The organism is Verrucomicrobia bacterium S94, from assembly GCA_004299845.1.
Taxonomy (GTDB): Bacteria; Verrucomicrobiota; Kiritimatiellia; order Kiritimatiellales; family Pontiellaceae; genus Pontiella.
In genome coordinates this window covers 3055090-3072013 of record CP036201.1, presented here as the reverse complement: position 1 = coordinate 3072013, position 16924 = coordinate 3055090, and the positions used below count along the sequence as shown (strand labels likewise).

Genomic DNA, 16924 nt, shown 5'->3' with positions numbered 1-16924 from the left:
AGGGATCCTGCCGGCGGCTCGAAATATACAATTTTGTAATAAATTGTTACAATTTGGTCAAAACCGTTGTATTGATCTTATTTAAGCTCGTAAATGAATTGACGCACGCTGGAGTTTTGAACAAATTAGCCCGCTATTTTGACTGAGCCACGTGAGGTTTAAACATGAGTAAGAAGCAGGTAGTTTGTAAGAATGACGAACTGAATATGTACGGTATGCCGGAGGGCCGGGGATTGTATCGTGCTGATTTTGAGCACACCAGTTGCGGGATTGGTTTTGTCGCCAATCTGAAAGGCCGAAAAAAACATGCCGTGATCACAGACGCGCTCGATATGCTAGAACGGATGGAGCACCGCGGCGGAACAGGTTTTGATATCAAGTCCGGCGACGGAGCCGGCATTCTGTTGCAGATGCCGCATGAACTTTTCCTGGAAGAGTGTCCGAAGCAGGGCATCAAACTGCCGAAGTTCGGAGAATACGGAGTTGGGATGACCTTCTTCCCGAAGGATGAAACTCTGCAGGCCGAATGCCGTGAAATTATTGAGCGAAACCTGCGCCGGTTAAAACTTCCGTTGCTGGGCTATCGAATCGTACCGGTCGATAATTCCGATCTGGGCCGCGATTCCTCCGAAACCGAGCCGAGTGTACAGCAGATTTTCATCGGAAAACCCAACGGGATGTCGGCGGAAGAGTTTGATCGCAAGCTGTTTGTTTTCCGCAAATATACGGAACGCATCGCCAATGAAACTGTTGCGGGGATCGGTCCGGACGGACTGAATATTATTTCGTGTTCCTACAAAACGATCAACTATAAGGGGCAGCTGGTTACCGAGCAGGTTCCGAAATATTTTCTCGATCTGCAGAACGAAGCCACTGTGTCAGCCATCGCGCTGGTTCATTCCCGCTTCTCCACCAATACATTCCCTTCCTGGAAGCTGGCTCAGCCGTTCCGTTATATTGCGCACAACGGTGAAATCAACACCAACAAGGGAAATGTCAACTGGATGCGTGCCCGCGAAATTCTGTTGGAATGCGCCGCGTTTTCCAGAGAAGAGCTGGAGATGATTTTCCCGATCTGCGATATCAGCGCCTCCGACTCGGCGAATCTGGATATGGTGATTGAGATGCTGGTGCTTTCCGGCCGCTCGCTTCCGCATGTACTGATGATGCTGATTCCTGAGGCGTGGCAGAATGATCCGGATATGGATCCGGCTAAGCGCGCATTTTATGAGTTCCATTCTGCAATGATGGAACCGTGGGACGGTCCGGCATCGGTCTGCTTTACGGATGGTGTTCTGGTGGGGGCGACTCTGGACCGCAACGGCCTGCGTCCTTCGCGCTACTGCGTGACCGATGACGATATGCTGATTATGGCATCCGAATCCGGGGTGATTGATGTCGATCACGATAAAGTTAAGATTCGGGGGCGTTTGCAGCCCGGTAAGATGTTTGTGGCCGACTTAAATCAGGGCCGCATTATTTCCGATGAAGAAGTGAAGGCGGATCTCTGTTCGCGCAAGCCGTATCAGGAATGGGTAAACCAGACCATGGTTCATTTGAAGGACCTGCCGACTTCCCCGGACTATGATGCGAAGCCGGCTGCGGACAATACGCTTTTCTGCCGACAGAAAATATTCGGTTACACCTACGAGGACATCAATGAAATCCTGGTGCCGATGGCCACTGGCGGAAAAGAGCCGCTTGGCTCTATGGGAGCGGATAATCCGCTGGCGGTACTCTCGGATCGCCCGCAGCAGCTTTCACACTATTTCAAGCAGCTCTTTGCGCAGGTCACCAATCCGCCGATTGACCCCATCCGTGAACGGGTGGTTATGGATTTGCGCACATATGTCGGTGGATTCACCAATATTCTGACCGAATCGCCGGAGCATTGCCGCCGGATTGCGATTGATCAGCCGGTGTTGACCAATGAGGATCTCTCCAAGCTTGTCGGGCTTAATCACCAGCGCTTCCAGGCGAAGCGGCTGGAAATTCTGTTCCCGGCCACGGGTGCGCCGGGCGTACTCGAAAAAACGCTCGACCGTATCTGCCGTTATGCGGAGGATGCGATTGACGAGGGGTATTCCATCATCATTCTGTCGGACCTCAATTCAAATCCGGGTCATGCGGCGATTCCGTCCGTGCTGGCGGCGGGAGCGGTTCATCATCATCTCATCCGTTCCGGCAAGCGCGGAAAAGCGGATCTTGTGATGGAAGTCGGTGATGTGCGCGAAGTGCATCATTTCGCGACGCTTCTCGGTTACGGAGCGTCTGCAGTGAACCCCTATATGGCGCTCGACACCATCTGCAGTATGGAACAGAACGATCTGCTTAATGGCATTTCTGCGGAAAAGGCCATTCAGAATTATATTAAGGCGGTGAACTCCGGTCTGTTGAAGATCTTTTCGAAGATGGGCATTTCAACATTGGCGTCCTATCAGGGTGCGCAGATTTTTGAAATTGTCGGCCTTAATTCCGATGTGGTGAATAGCTATTTTTCCGGAACAGTGAGCCGTATTGAAGGGCTGAGTTTGGATGATATTGCGCAGGAAGCCCTGCTGAAACACCGCAAAGGTTATCCAACCCGGGGTGGCTCAAGTAAGGTGCTGGAGCCCGGAGGTGACTACCACTGGCGCAAAGGCGGTGAGCGGCATCTGTTCAATCCGACAACGATCCGCCTGCTGCAGGAATGCACGCGCGAAAACGATTACGCGAAGTATAAGGAATATTCCAAAACCGTGGACGATCAGAGCAGAGCGGCATTTACGCTGCGCGGTCTGATGGAGTTCGATTCCGACCGACCGTCGATTCCTCTTGATGAGGTTGAACCGGCAGAAAATATTCTGAAGCGTTTTGCTACCGGAGCCATGTCGTTCGGTTCCATCTCCTGGGAAGCGCATACCACGCTGGCTATTGCGATGAACCGTATCGGCTCCCGTTCCAACTCCGGCGAAGGCGGTGAGGATCCGAAACGGTATACCAAACTGCCGAACGGTGACGACATGTGTTCGGCCACCAAGCAGATTGCATCCGGGCGTTTCGGAGTGAACAGTTATTACCTCTCCAAAGCGTCCGAGCTGCAGATTAAGATGGCGCAGGGCGCGAAACCGGGCGAGGGCGGACATCTGCCGGGTCACAAAGTGAACGGCTGGATCGGACGTACCCGTGGTGCAACACCGGGTGTGGGATTGATTTCTCCGCCGCCGCACCACGATATTTATTCCATTGAAGACCTGGCGCAGCTGATTTACGACCTCAAAAACGCCAACCGCGATGCCCGCATCAACGTAAAACTCGTATCGGAAGCCGGGGTTGGAACGATTGCCGCCGGTGTATGCAAGGCCAAAGCCGATGCGGTTCTGATTGCGGGTTATGATGGCGGCACAGGTGCTTCGCCGCTGAGCTCCATCAAACATGCCGGTCTGCCGTGGGAACTGGGCCTTTCCGAAACGCACCAGACCCTGGTCCGTAACCGCCTGCGGAACCGTATTGTGGTTCAGGCCGACGGACAGATGAAGACCTCGCGCGACCTCGCCATTGCCACGCTGCTCGGTGCGGAGGAATGGGGTGTGGCCACGGCGGCGCTTGTTGTACAGGGCTGCATCATGATGCGGAAATGCCATAGTAACACCTGTCCGGTGGGTATTGCCACACAGCGCGGAGAACTGCGGGCCAAATTTACCGGGGATCCCGACCACGTGGTAAACTACTTTAAGTTTCTCGTGGCCGGTCTGCGCGAAATCATGGCCGAGCTTGGATTCAGAACCATTGATGAAATGGTCGGCCAGTCCCAGGTGCTTAAGTTCCGTGATGATGTAGATCACTGGAAATACAGAAATCTGGACCTTTCTCCGATTCTCTATAAAGAAACGATCGGAGCGGATGAAGGCGGAACCTATCACTGTAAAAGTCAGAACCACATGCTGGAAAATGTGCTGGACTGGAAACTGGTTGAAGCCGCGAAGGACGCCCTCGAAAACGGTGAAAAGGTCCATGCTGAATTTGATGTGATTAATACGGACCGTTCTGTCGGAACCATTCTTTCGCATGAAGTAACCAAAATCTATGAAGACAAAGGGCTTCCGGACGGCACGATTCATATCAAGCTGAATGGTTCCATCGGTCAGTCCATGGGTGCTTTCATGACGAAGGGCATCGAGCTGGAACTGGAAGGAGATGCCAACGACTATGTGGGCAAAGGTCTGTCCGGCGGTCATCTCATCATCTATCCGAGCAAGGGAGCACAGTTTGTGCCTGAAGAGAATATTCTGGTCGGCAACGTCTGCTTCTACGGAGCGACGGCGGGCAGAGCGTATGTCCGCGGGGTGGCGGGCGAACGTTTCTGCGTGCGGAATTCCGGTGCTGAAGTGGTGGTTGAGGGTATCGGCGATCACGGCTGCGAATACATGACCGGCGGTAAAGTCGTTGTGCTCGGCCGCACCGGCCGCAACTTCGGAGCGGGGATGTCGGGCGGCATTGCCTATGTTTATGACATCGATGGCGATTTTGCGGATAAGTGCAATATGGAGATGATCGAGTTTGAAAAGGTTCATGCCGTCAAAGAGGTTGAAGAACTCAAGGCTATGATCACTGCTCATCAACAGAAAACCGGTTCAACGGTTGCGGCGGCCATCCTGGCCGACTGGGATGCAGCGCTTGCGAAATTCGTTAAAGTTATTCCGACCGACTACAAGCGCATGCTCAGCTATATTGAGCAGGCCCGTGAGAAGGGGGAATACGAAACCGAAGAAGAGATCATTGATGCTGCATTCGATATGCACATCGCGGCGCTCAACGGTTAATTTGTAAGGAGATTTAGTGATGGGAAAACCAACTGGATTTTTAGAGTACGTTCGTCAGACCAACCCTATGCGTCCTGAAAAGGAGCGCGTTAAGGACTGGGATGAAGTATATGTGTTGCGCGATGAGCAGACCTGCCGGGAGCAGGGTGCCCGCTGTATGGACTGCGGTGTTCCGTTCTGTCATCGGGGTGAAATGATGCAGGGCGGGGCCAGCGGATGCCCGATTAACAACCTCATTCCGGAATGGAATGATTTGATTTACCGCAACCGCTGGCGCGAAGCGCTCGATCGTCTGCACTACACCAATAACTTTCCGGAAGTTACGGGTCGTGTATGTCCGGCACCGTGCGAAGCCGGATGCGTCCTTGGGATCAACGAACCGGCGGTGACGATCCACGACAACGAACGCACCATTATCGATAAAGGTTTTGAAAACGGCTGGGTTGTTCCCGAGCCGCCGGAAGTTCGAACCGATAAAAAGGTGGCCATTGTGGGGTCGGGACCCGCCGGGCTGGCGTGTGCCCAACAGCTCAACCGGGCCGGTCATAATGTCACGCTGTTTGAGCGTGCTGACCGGATCGGCGGCCTGATGATGTACGGGATTCCCAACATGAAGCTGGATAAAAAAGTAATGCAGCGCCGCATCGACATCATCGAACAGGAAGGCGTGGTTTACAAAACAAACACCGAAGTCGGTAAAGATATCAGAGCCGCCGAACTTAAACGGAATTTTGATGCGGTGGTGCTTGCAACCGGTGCCACGAAGCCGCGGGACCTTCCGGTGGAAGGACGCAATCTGAAGGGGGTCCATTTTGCGATGGAGTTTCTTCATGCGAATACGAAATCGCTGCTCGACAGCAACCTCGAAGACGGCAATTACATTTCGGCCAAGGATAAAAAGGTCATTGTCATAGGCGGCGGTGACACCGGTACGGACTGTGTGGGAACGGCATTGCGTCATGGTTGCGAGCGGGTATCGCAGCTCGAAATCATGCCGAAACCGGAAGTTGAGCGGAACCGCGTTTCCAACCCATGGCCGCAGTGGCCGGCCAACCTTAAGACCGACTACGGACAGCAGGAGGCGATTGCTCTGCAGGGTACGGACCCGCGGACGTTTTCCATTATGACCACAAAATTTGAAGGCAACGATGCCGGCGAGCTGGTTGCCATCCACACGGTGGAAGTGGAATGGGTGGACAATGGTAACGGAGGCAGAATGCCGAAAGCCATTGAAGGAACTGAAAAGCGTACTGAAGCGGATCTGGTCCTGCTTGCTATGGGTTTTCTCGGACCGGAGGATCCGGTTGCTGAACAGCTCGGTGTGGAGCGCGATCCGCGATCCAATTATAAAGCGGAGCACGAAGTTTATACCACCAATGTTAAAGGTGTTTTTGCTGCCGGAGATGCCCGTCGCGGTCAGTCATTGGTGGTCTGGGCCATTAATGAAGGGCGCGGCTGTGCCCGGGAAGTGGATAAATATCTGATGGGGGATACCGTTCTCCCATAACTCCCCGTAGGATGGGGCGGTTTAAAAACCCGGAGCGTTCCAGATTCTGGAATCTCCGGGTTTTCTTTTGTCCGGTTGGAAATCCGGTTATGATTCGGACAGCATTTTATTCATGGCCGCTGCGGCTTTGCGGCCTTCGCCCATGGCAAGAATGACCGTTGCGGCACCGAGCACGATATCACCGCCGGCATAGATCCGGTCGATAGAGGATTTGCCGTTTTCATCGACGATAATATTGCCCCGTTTATTGGTTTCGAGGCCGGGGGTGGTCTGTCGGATCAGTGGATTGGAATCGTTGCCGATCGCCACGATAACCGTGTCGAGTTCGATCTCAAATTCACTGCCTTCAATCGCAATAGGACGGCGTCGTCCGGAATCATCGGGTTCACCCAGTTCATAGCGCAGACATTCGATGCCGCTGACCCAGCCTTTTTCATCGGAGAGAATCCGTTTGGGGTTCTGCAGCATATGGAAAATAACCCCTTCTTCTTTCGCGTGATGTATTTCCTCTGCGCGGGCAGGCATTTCCGCTTCGGTCCGGCGATAGATGAGATGGACCTCTTTGGCTCCGAGCCGGACAGCTGTTCGTGCGGCATCCATGGCAACATTGCCGCCGCCGAGTACAGCAACTTTTTCGGATTCGAAAATCGGGGTGTCGGCATGCGCTTTATCATATGCACGCATGAGATTGGAACGGGTCAGGTATTCATTGGCGGAATAGACGCCCACCAGATTTTCGCCTTCAATATTCATAAAGCGTGGAAGTCCGGCCCCGGTGCCGATGAAAAGGGCATCGAAACCGTCTTTTTCCAGCAGGTCGGTAATTCGGCGGGTACGGCCGATGACAAAGTTGGTTTTTAATTCACAGCCCATGGCGGTGAGGGTGTCAATTTCCTGCTGTACGATTTCTTTCGGCAGCCGGAATTCCGGAATGCCGTAAATCATTACGCCGCCGGGTTTATGAAAGGCTTCAAAAAGCGTTACAGCATGGCCTTCGCGCCGGATATCGGCGGCAACTGTAAGGCCGGCGGGGCCGGTGCCGATAATGCCGACTTTTTTCCCGGTGTCGGGTTTGATTTCCGGGGTTTCAATTAAATAGTTATTCCGTTCCCAGTCGGCTACATAGCGCTCGAGCCGGCCGATGTTGACCGCTTTATCGACAGACTTAAGGGCTTTGCCTACGGTGCAGGGAGCCTGACACTGGGCCTCCTGCGGGCAGACACGGCCGCAGACGGCAGGCAGAAGGCTGTCTTCTTTTATGATACTGATGGCTTTTTTATTGTCGCCGTCGGCAATGGCCTGAATGAAACCGGGAATGTTGAGGTGTACAGGGCAGCCGGAAATGCAGGGGGCATTTTTGCACTGGAGGCAGCGCATTGCTTCCGCTTTTGCCTGTTCGGGACTGTAGCCGAGTGCAACCTCTTCCATATTATTCCGCCGCAGCACAGGATCCTGTGTCGGCATTTCCTGCGCCGGAATAGCCAGGCGGTCTTTGGGTGAAAGGGGCTGCTGGATGTTTTTCAGTGAGTAAAGGGCGGTCTTTGCCAGTTGTTCCGGAGGAATATGTGTCATGATTATTCGCCTCTGAGTCCGATTCTGCAGTTATGTTCTTCTTCCTGTTTTTTGTATGAGCCAAGCCGGTTGATCAGATTGTCAAAGTCAACAAGGTGACCATCGAATTCGGGCCCGTCTACACAAACGAATTTAGTTTCGTTTCCGACGGTGACGCGGCATCCGCCGCACATGCCGGTTCCGTCGACCATGATGGTGTTGAGTGAAACCTGGGTGGGGATCTGGTAGGGGCGGGTGGTTTCCGCACAGAATTTCATCATGATGGGCGGACCGATGGCTACGGCCAGATCCGGTTTAGGACCATGTTCGCAAAAGGTTTTCAGCGGTTCGGTTACGAGGGCTTTGCGGCCGGCGGATCCATCGTCTGTACAGATGATCAGTTCATCGGCGATGCTGCGCATTTCGTCTTCGAGAATAAGCAGTTCTTTGCTGCGGGCGCCCATGATGATGATGACTTTGTTGCCGGCGGCTTTCATCGCCTGGGCAATAGGATGGAGCGGGGCAACACCGATACCGCCGCCAATACAAACAACAGTGCCGAAATGTTCGATATGCGTCGGGGTGCCCAGCGGACCGACGAGTGCGGCGATTTTATCGCCGGCATTCAGTTGGGAAAGTGCCCGGGTCGTTTTTCCGACGGTCTGGAAAATCAGCGTGATCGTGCCGGCTTCAGCATCGGCATCGGCAATGGTGAGCGGGATACGTTCACCAAAATCCTCGCACAGTTGAAGAATAATAAACTGACCGGCCCGGCGTTCCCGGGCAATATCCGGTGCCTCGATCCGCATGGAATACACGGTTTCTGAAAGTTGTTTCTTTTCTACTATCCGGTTCATGATCACACCCCTGTAAACATACTGAATAAAAAAATTTCCTTTCCCGTAAGCCGGGAAAGGAAGTTATGTTCCGGCGGTTTTCCGGAGAAATCCGCCGGACTGTTGTATCGTTAGACAACCCCCTGATCAATCATGGCGTCCGCCACTTTTGTAAACCCGGCAATATTCGCACCCATCACATAGTTGCTCGGGTGGTCATATTCTTCAGCCGCTTTGCGGGCCGTTGCGTGGATTTTAACCATGATTTCATTCAGTTTTTCATCCACCTGTTTCCGGCTCCAGCTGGTACGGGAGGAATTCTGCCGCATTTCGAGGTAGGAAGTCGCTACACCGCCGGCATTGGCTGCTTTGCCCGGAGCGTACAGAATACCGCTGTCGATGAAAGTATTTACCGCATCCGGATCGCTCGGCATATTGGCGCCTTCGCTGACGACAAAACAACCGTTATCCAGCAGTGCCTGTGCATCTTTCCCGTTGACTTCGTTCTGAGTGGCGCACGGGAACGCACAGTCGCACTTAATGCTCCAGGGGCGTTCTCCTTCAAAGTATTCACCACCGAATTTTTCGGTGTATTCTTTGATGCGGCCGCGCCGTACGTTTTTGAGTTCCATAACCCAGGCCAGTTTTTCGGCATCGATACCTTTTTCGTCGTAGACCGTGCCGCCGGAGTCGGACAGGGAAACCACTTTTGCACCGAGCTGGATGAGTTTTTCAGCGGCAAACTGGGCGACGTTTCCGGATCCGGAAATGGTGCAGACTTTTCCTTCAAGGGTTTCGTTGCGTGTTTTCAGCATTTCCTCGGCGAAGTAGACGGTACCGTAGCCGGTGGCTTCCGGGCGGATCAGTGAGCCGCCCCAGGTGATGCCTTTTCCGGTCAGCACGCCGGTGAATTCGTTACGAATGCGTTTGTACTGTCCGAACATGTATCCGAGTTCGCGTGCGCCGACGCCGATATCGCCGGCGGGAACATCGGTGTGATGTCCGATATGACGCTGAAGTTCGGTCATAAACGACTGGCAGAAGTGCATGACTTCGTTGTCGGATTTTCCCTTGGGATCAAAATCGGATCCTCCTTTGCCGCCGCCCATCATCAGGGTGGTCAGCGAATTTTTGAAAACCTGTTCAAAACCAAGAAATTTGAGAACGCTCTGGTTCACACTCGGGTGGAAGCGCAGGCCGCCTTTATACGGACCGAGTGCGCTGTTGAATTCAAAACGGAAGCCGCGGTTGACCTGAACATTGCCCTGATCATCCACCCACGGAACGCGGAAGATGATCTGGCGTTCGGGTTCAACCATGCGCTCGAGAATGCCGGCTGCCTCGTACTGTGGATTTTTTTCGATGACAGGTCCGAGTGAATCGAAAACTTCACGGACAGCCTGCAGAAATTCGACTTCCCCGGCATTACGCTGTGAAACCTTTTCCCATACGCGGTCTATATAGTTCATTAGATCTCCTTGGTTATATGATCAGTTTTAACTGCAATTGGTTGCCGATAATCCAGCGTGAATATGCCGGAAAAGGGTAGATATATAGCTAAATCGGCCGATAACCTCAAAAAAAAATTCAAAAAACCTTGTTATATGAAAAGTTATCGGCAAATTTGCCGTTATTTGGAGGTGGCTTAATGGATAAACGAGAGAAGAAAAGGCTGGCCATTCTGGATGTGCTCAACCGGAGCGGTCAGGTGCTCAGCAGCACGCGGATTACCGAGTTGCTCGTCAGTCAGGGCATCGATATCAGCGAGCGTTCGGTACGGCTTTATCTGTGCGAACTGGATGAGGAAGGTTTTACCGAAAACATGGGACGGCGTGGAAGAATTATCACGGAAAAAGGTAAGCATGAAGCCGATGCCACGCGGGTGCTGGAGGGGGTTGGACTGCTTTCCGGAAAAATTGATGCGATGGCGTATCGGATGGATTTTGATCCGGCCTTACGCCGCGGTACAGTGGTGGTGAATGTGTCTGCCATTCCACTGGAAGGCTTCACCCGCGAACGTCGGGAACTGATCGAGAAAGTCTTTTCCAAAGGGTATTCGATGGGAACACTGCTGGCTCTTTTTGCTCCTGGCGAGAGTTGCGGCAGTTTTACCATTCCGGAGGGACATGTCGGCATTGGTACGGTCTGTTCAATCACGCTGAATGGCGTTTTACTGCGCCGGGGTGTGCCGACAAAATCGCGTTTCGGCGGTCTGATCGAGCTGCATAACGGGGTGCCGGTGCGTTTTTCCGATATTATCCATTATGACGGGACGAGTATTGACCCGCTGGTGGTTTTCATCCGTAGCGGTATGGCCGATTATCTTGGTGCAATTACAACGGGCAACGGGCAGATCGGGGCCAGCTTCCGCGAATTTCCTGCCGACAGTGCCGAGGCGGTGCACAGTATTTCAAAACAGCTTGAGGCGCTGGGGCTTGGCAGTCTGCTTTGCCTGGGGGCTCCCGGGCAGAGTCTGTACGGTGTGCCGGTGGGGCCTCAGCGGGTTGGGGCGGTGATTATCGGCGGATTGAATCCGATGTCGATTTTTGAGGAAACCGGCCTGCGGATTCGTTCCAGCGCGTTGTCCGGACTGGTCGATTTCAACAATCTGTTTCATTACACTGAACTGAAGAACCGGTTGGCTGCACTGCAGTGACGTGCGCCGGAATACGGTTGTGCGGGCTGGAGAGAGGCAGGAACGATGAGTACAATGGATGCAGGATTAACCACCGGTTTGCCGGGGCTTGACCGGGTCCTGAAAGGGGTGCTGGCCGGCGATAATATTGTCTGGCAGGTGGATTCGGTTGAAGAGTATCGGGAACTGGTTGCGCCGTATTGCGAAGCCGCTGTTAAAAACGGCCGGAAGCTGATCTATTTCCGCTTTGCCCGCCATGAAGCACTCGTGACGGCGGAGCAGGGGGCCGAGGTTTACGAGTTTGATCCGGGTGAGGGGTTCGAGAGCTTTATTGCGTCCATTCACGGTGTTATCGAAAAAAACGGATCGGGTGCTTTTTATGTGTTCGACTGTCTTTCCCGGCTGGCGATCGACTGGTATTCCGATGAGATGCTGGGCAACTTTTTCATGCTTACCTGCCCGTATCTGTTTGACGTGGAAGCGGTCGCCTACTTTGTGATTTTCCGGAATTACCATACTTCGCTGGCGATCAGTCCGATTCAGGAAACCACGCAGCTTTTTCTCGATGTTTATCGCCATAAAGGCGAGCTCTATGTACGGCCGATCAAAGCGCAGCACCGGTATTCCCCCACCATGAATATGCTGCATGTGCGCCATAACGAAGCGTTTCTTCCGGTCACTTCCAGCGCCGTTATTTCGGAAATTCTTACCTCGGCCAAATGGTCGGGACTTCATTCCGACAGCAGCCTCGGTTTCTGGGAATCCTCCTTTCTTCAGGCGCGTGAACTGCTTAAATCGGGGGAATACCGTCCGGATCTACCGGAAAAAGGAAAAGCCCTTTATGAGCAGCTGGTGCGGATGGTGATTTCGCGTGATGAAAGTATGCAGAAGCTTATATCCCGCTACTTCACGCTGCAGGATATTCTGGATATCCGGAAGCGGATGATCGGAACCGGGCTTATCGGCGGTAAGGCCGTCGGTATGCTGTTGGCACAGGCCATCGTCAAAAAGAGCCGTCCGCATTTTGTCGATCTGTTTGAAGCACAGGACTCTTTCTTTATCGGATCGGATGCCTTTTTCTCATTTCTTGTGCGTAACGGGATCTGGTGGGTGCGACAGAACCAGCGCGATCCGGATAAGTTTCTGGAGGGAGCCGAACAGGCCCGCCGCCGGATTATTACCGGCGATTTCCCGGCACATATTATGAAACAGTTCGATGAAATGCTCGATTACTTCGGCCAGTCTCCCTTCATCGTACGTTCGAGTTCGCTGCTTGAAGATAACTTCGGCAACTCCTTTGCCGGTAAATATGAAAGTGTTTTCTGCGTGAACCAGGGTCCGCGCGAGCGCCGGATGGAGGATTTTGTTGCGGCGGTTAAACGCATCTATGCCAGTTCAATGAGCGAGCAGGCACTCCGCTACCGCGCGCGTCGCGGCATGCTGGACAACGATGAGCAGATGGCACTGCTGGTTATGCGTGTTTCCGGAACCATGCACAATCGCTGCTTCTATCCCGAGGTGGCCGGAGTCGGTTTCTCGTTCAATCCCTACGCCTGGCATGAAAGCATTGATCCGCAGGCCGGTGTCATTCGTCTGGTTTTCGGTCTGGGCACCCGCGCCGTGGACCGGGCGGATGACGACTACACCCGAATCGTCGCCCTCAACGCTCCGGACAAACGTCCCGAAGCCAATTTTGATGAAGTGGCGCAATATGCCCAGCGCCGCGTCGACTATCTCGATCTTGAAGCCAATCAGGAGGTTTCCGGTTATTTCATGGACCTGATCAGCGATGCCGACAACCTGCCCGTCGAAATGTTTTCCTCTATCGATCCCGGTCAGCCGCGCGGAACGAAGCCTTATCGTATCCTGACCTTCGACACGTTGCTGAATAAAACCGACTTCGTGGCCGATATGCGTGACCTTCTCGATACCCTGGAAAAAGCGTATAATTATCCGGTCGATATTGAGTTCACCGCCAACTTTATGGAAGACGGAAGCTATCGGATTAATCTATTGCAGTGCCGCCCATTGCAGGCCCGGGGATCTGAAGCCATTGATCTCCCCGAAATCAATGTGACCGATGAAGACCGCATTGTTGAAGCGCACGGTGCAGTAGTCGGTCAGAGCCGGGTTGAATCCATCGAACGTTTTATTTATGTCGTTCCCTCGCGCTACGGGCAGCTGCCCGTCCATACCCGGCACGAAATTGCCCGGCTTATCGGCGATATTAACCGGGCCGGTAAAAAAGACGCTCCGAACACCATGATCATCGGTCCCGGCCGTTGGGGAACCAGCTCTCCATCGCTCGGCATTCCGGTTTCGTTCAGCGACATCAACACGGTCTCCATTCTCTGTGAAATTGTCGCTATGCATGAAAATCTCATTCCAGATGTTTCACTCGGAACCCATTTTCTGAATGAGCTGGTCGAAATGAATATGCTCTATCTTGCACTCTTCCCCGACAAAGGAGAAAACTTCCTCAACACCGCCTTTTTCGAAGCGGCACCCAGTAAATTGCTGGAACTCGTACCCGATGCCGGAAAATGGGAAGACACCGTCCGCGTCATCGACGCCGCCGACGTGGCACCCAGCAACGGCGGCATTCGGATTATCGCCGACGCACTGCATCAAAAAGTGAACTGCCATATGACTCGTCCATAGTCATCGGACAATATTCCGGCAATAAGACCACTCCCTATGCGGAGAAAAGCGGGTCAGTATTCAAAACCAATACGGCTTCTTGTCAGACTCCAGACTGCGGCAGTACAAATAACAGGCAAAACTGAAGTCATCTTCTAAAAACCGGATTGTCCTCAGGATTTACCACCCGACCCCAATTCCGGCAATGATCCTTGGATCACCGCCATTTACAGGCCATAAGACTCCGAGATTGGCCGTAAACAACAAAATGCTCAAATTATATTCAGGCCCCAGATATTGGGATTCCGCATCATACTTGCCTACATCATCATAGATGTACAGATAGCTTGCCGATAAGCGAGCTCCTGCCCAACCTATCATATTAACGTCAAGTGCAGCATATCCGACAGAAAGTTTGGTTCCCGCAATCCCCGGACTTATGGATACGTATGCTCCCATCGACTCGGTGTTCCAACTGCCTCCGTCACGAGAAGGTCCTAAAATCCACCCTACTTCTCCAGACAGTTTCTGCGGATATCCTGCCTTGATATTCAAAATCGGTATCCCGGGAACGCCAGCTGTAGAAACGCCGGCCAATGCAAACATCATCAACGTCATAAGGAGTTTGATCTTCATGTAATATCCCTTCATTTCTTCAGCAGATTTACACCGTTGTATTCCAGCGACCGCTCGTTCGGAACAGGATTAAACCAATACACCCAGTTTGCCCAATCGGCCCATCCGAGTCCGAAGGGACCGGATATTTTCCCATAGCAGGCGGATGTAATATTTCCTTCATCATCAACCTGTGTTCGAACCCGAAAAATATAATTCACGTTTTCTTTGAAATTATTGCTTATAGCCCCGGCATTACTTCGAGTTGAATGCCATTCGACAGTCGGTCGGTAACTATTGGTCGGAGCAAGATATGGCCACTTGAAACTGCTTCGTATTGTTTCATCAAAATAATATTCCTGAATGCCGTCATGCTCATTAGGGAATGTCAGCCTGCATGAAACATCGTAATTCTGAGAGTTTTTGAAATCCCGTTTAAATTCAAAAAACAGATCTGCTTTTGAGCCTTTTCCATGGGGAGAAACAAAATCCTGCTTTTCCAAATCATACCCTAAAAGCTTTTCGTACTCGGGCACTTTAAATGCACTCCAATGACCTTCTCTATGATACATCGGCACCGGATTCTTCTTCGGGCGCATCTTCACTTCAAAAGTCGGGTTCCAGGGCTCCCAGCGGTTGAGAACAACGTTATGTTTGTATTTCATGCCGAACCCGTGGCTGTAATAACCCTCGGCATGCACATTACCTCCCCATTCGTTCCCCAATGTTTTTCCAGAGAACGTAACAAAACCATTTTCATCCAAAGCTTCTTTTCTCCGATCTACTATATTGGGCCTGTTGCCCCACGGGTCGTATTGATGTTCAAACCCTGTGCGAACCAGAGCATTCGTAATGGGCAAACCAGTTTCGGCATCGGTTGCATGCACTGTATATTTCGCTTTTGGTAATGAAGCCAACGTGCAACTCGAATTGAGCATACATATGAGCAGAAGAAACCATTTCATCTTAATCCTCCTTGCCAGTGATTTTTTTATACAACTTATAAACATGAACATATGGTGCGTCTCTGAAATCACTATGCCTCCAGGTCGGCCTTTCTTGATAGGTTTTATCATGAAACCATTTCCCCGGATCGGTCATGTACAACGCTGACATGTCGTAATTTCCGATTAATGCATCCCACTCTTTATTCTCTGCACTTCCCATCGGCCCGGTCCTTGATGGGAATGCTTTTGCGAGAAGCCAATCCCTGACAATAACATTAGAAATATCAAGTTCGGTGTCATCATTGGTATAATCAAGATGGCCGGCATAGTCACTGACGGTACCGGACACAAAATCCGCCGCATGGTTTTCATCGAAGAGGATCGCCGGTTCTTTCCGGAAGAGCGGATCGGTTTTCAGTTTTTCAAGATAGTCTGCCCGCCGGGTTTCATTACCCGGCAAAGTACTCAGTGCATTGGTGGCTGCGGCAGGAGTTTCCGTGTACTTTCTGTAGCTGTAGCTTGGGGGATGGCTGCCCGGTGTTTTTTTCCGTACAGTTTTTACATGCATTCCATCCTCCTTCGTAAATCCCCATCCCGCCTGCTTACTTGATCCTCCTCCGAAATACGTTGCTACCCAGTCATTTAATCCTTTGTACATTTCCTGTAACTGCCATGCACATTTTTTGTCAGAGGTAAAAGTCAGGGGAAAAACATGAAACCGTAATTCGGGACGGACGGAACTCCAGTCGATCAATTTGATAATGGAATTTACATCGTCGAGCACACGAAGCACATCCTCGGTGCTGGAATAAAAGTTGAATACAGCTGTTTTTTTCTGAATATCCGCAAACTTGTGCCGCCAGGTCAGCTCTGCCCGCGGATCGTTTTCCGGAAACAGACGATACCATTCCGAAGCCCAGGTTTCATGCGGATAGTCCCGCCAGCCCCGCCGTTCATAATCCAGAAACCCTTCCCGTTCCCAGCAAAAAAAGACATCCGGAATTAAGGCTTCATTGCTCGTTACATCTCCGTAGGCTTCGAGTGCCACAGCGGCATTTAAGGCATAATACTGCCGGACCGGGGCATTGTATTCGCAGATAGCAGAACTGACCACCATATTGCCCAGGCTATGCGCCAATACAATGGTTTCCGTGGATGAGAGGGATTGAATATAGTCAGCAACCCTCGGAGCAGTCGCGAAAGCGTTCACCACTGAATTCTGGTAATGCGTCAGTAAGGAACCTTCTCCAATACCGTCCCGGATTATGCCGTGATATTCGAGATTTCCGCCGTGCGTACCGATGGTTCCAGCGGCAAAAGCGGCGGCCTTCCCGCTGAACAGCTCTTCGGGTTCGGGGCGGAAGCGCGGGTCGGTTTTCAATTGTCAAAGA

The 16924-nt window shown here is 52.2% G+C and carries 10 protein-coding genes; 4 read left to right on the top strand and 6 right to left on the bottom strand.

The genetic code is table 11. The annotated features are described in order from the left end of the window. Positions 1-206: 206 nt before the first annotated feature. Both gltB and EGM51_13410 read left to right on the top strand, forming a co-directional pair. The gene (gltB, locus tag EGM51_13415; GenBank protein ID QBG49317.1) at positions 207-4802 is read left to right on the top strand and encodes a glutamate synthase large subunit; all 4596 of its coding nucleotides are present in this window, start codon (positions 207-209) and stop codon (positions 4800-4802) included. A 19-nt stretch (positions 4803-4821) separates the two neighbouring features. Next, complete coding sequence (locus EGM51_13410) at positions 4822-6309, top strand: glutamate synthase subunit beta (protein QBG48340.1); 1488 nt, start codon at positions 4822-4824, stop codon at positions 6307-6309. Between the two features lie 87 nt (positions 6310-6396). Here the strand turns inward: EGM51_13410 and gltA are convergent, their stop codons facing one another. The 3 genes from gltA to EGM51_13395 all read right to left on the bottom strand — a co-directional run bounded on the left by gltA (position 6397) and on the right by EGM51_13395 (position 10165). Then, entirely contained in the window at positions 6397-7881 is a 1485-nt protein-coding gene (gltA, locus tag EGM51_13405; protein ID QBG48339.1) for an NADPH-dependent glutamate synthase, read from the bottom strand. Positions 7882-7883: 2 nt separating this feature from the next. Further along, positions 7884-8717 carry a sulfide/dihydroorotate dehydrogenase-like FAD/NAD-binding protein gene (locus EGM51_13400; protein QBG48338.1) on the bottom strand — a complete coding sequence of 278 codons (834 nt, stop codon included), beginning with the start codon at positions 8715-8717 and terminating at the stop codon, positions 7884-7886. 110 nt (positions 8718-8827) lie between these two features. Beyond that, on the bottom strand, positions 8828-10165 hold the full coding sequence (locus EGM51_13395) for an NADP-specific glutamate dehydrogenase (GenBank protein ID QBG48337.1): 1338 nt from the start codon (positions 10163-10165) through the stop codon (positions 8828-8830). A gap of 179 nt (positions 10166-10344) precedes the next feature. On the opposite strand from EGM51_13395, the gene EGM51_13390 reads away from it, so the two are divergent. Beyond that, positions 10345-11352: a DUF128 domain-containing protein gene (locus EGM51_13390; GenBank protein QBG48336.1), complete on the top strand. Its 1008-nt coding sequence runs from the start codon at positions 10345-10347 to the stop codon at positions 11350-11352. Between the two features lie 45 nt (positions 11353-11397). Further along, a complete protein-coding gene (locus EGM51_13385; GenBank protein ID QBG48335.1) occupies positions 11398-13992 on the top strand; it encodes a pyruvate, phosphate dikinase in 2595 nt (864 codons plus the stop codon). Positions 13993-14151: 159 nt separating this feature from the next. Here EGM51_13385 and EGM51_13380 read toward each other — a convergent pair whose 3' ends face one another. The 3 genes from EGM51_13380 to EGM51_13370 are packed head-to-tail and all read right to left on the bottom strand — an operon-like array spanning position 14152 to position 16914. Next, complete coding sequence (locus tag EGM51_13380; GenBank protein QBG48334.1) at positions 14152-14607, bottom strand: hypothetical protein; 456 nt, start codon at positions 14605-14607, stop codon at positions 14152-14154. 11 nt (positions 14608-14618) lie between these two features. After that, positions 14619-15623 carry a hypothetical protein gene (locus EGM51_13375; protein QBG48333.1) on the bottom strand — a complete coding sequence of 335 codons (1005 nt, stop codon included), beginning with the start codon at positions 15621-15623 and terminating at the stop codon, positions 14619-14621. Then, complete coding sequence (locus EGM51_13370) at positions 15553-16914, bottom strand: hypothetical protein (GenBank protein QBG48332.1); 1362 nt, start codon at positions 16912-16914, stop codon at positions 15553-15555. The genes EGM51_13375 and EGM51_13370 overlap by 71 nt, the downstream gene beginning before the upstream one ends. Between the last annotated feature and the right edge of the window lie 10 nt (positions 16915-16924).

Coding starts and splice junctions, on each gene's coding strand:
- gltB (QBG49317.1), top strand. CDS start 207: ATGTACGGTATGCCGGAGGGCCGGGGATTGTATCGTGCTGATTTTGAG.
- EGM51_13410 (QBG48340.1), top strand. CDS start 4,822: ATGGGAAAACCAACTGGATTTTTAGAGTACGTTCGTCAGACCAACCCT.
- gltA (QBG48339.1), bottom strand. CDS start 7,881: ATGACACATATTCCTCCGGAACAACTGGCAAAGACCGCCCTTTACTCA.
- EGM51_13400 (QBG48338.1), bottom strand. CDS start 8,717: ATGAACCGGATAGTAGAAAAGAAACAACTTTCAGAAACCGTGTATTCC.
- EGM51_13395 (QBG48337.1), bottom strand. CDS start 10,165: ATGAACTATATAGACCGCGTATGGGAAAAGGTTTCACAGCGTAATGCC.
- EGM51_13390 (QBG48336.1), top strand. CDS start 10,345: ATGGATAAACGAGAGAAGAAAAGGCTGGCCATTCTGGATGTGCTCAAC.
- EGM51_13385 (QBG48335.1), top strand. CDS start 11,398: ATGAGTACAATGGATGCAGGATTAACCACCGGTTTGCCGGGGCTTGAC.
- EGM51_13380 (QBG48334.1), bottom strand. CDS start 14,607: ATGAAGATCAAACTCCTTATGACGTTGATGATGTTTGCATTGGCCGGC.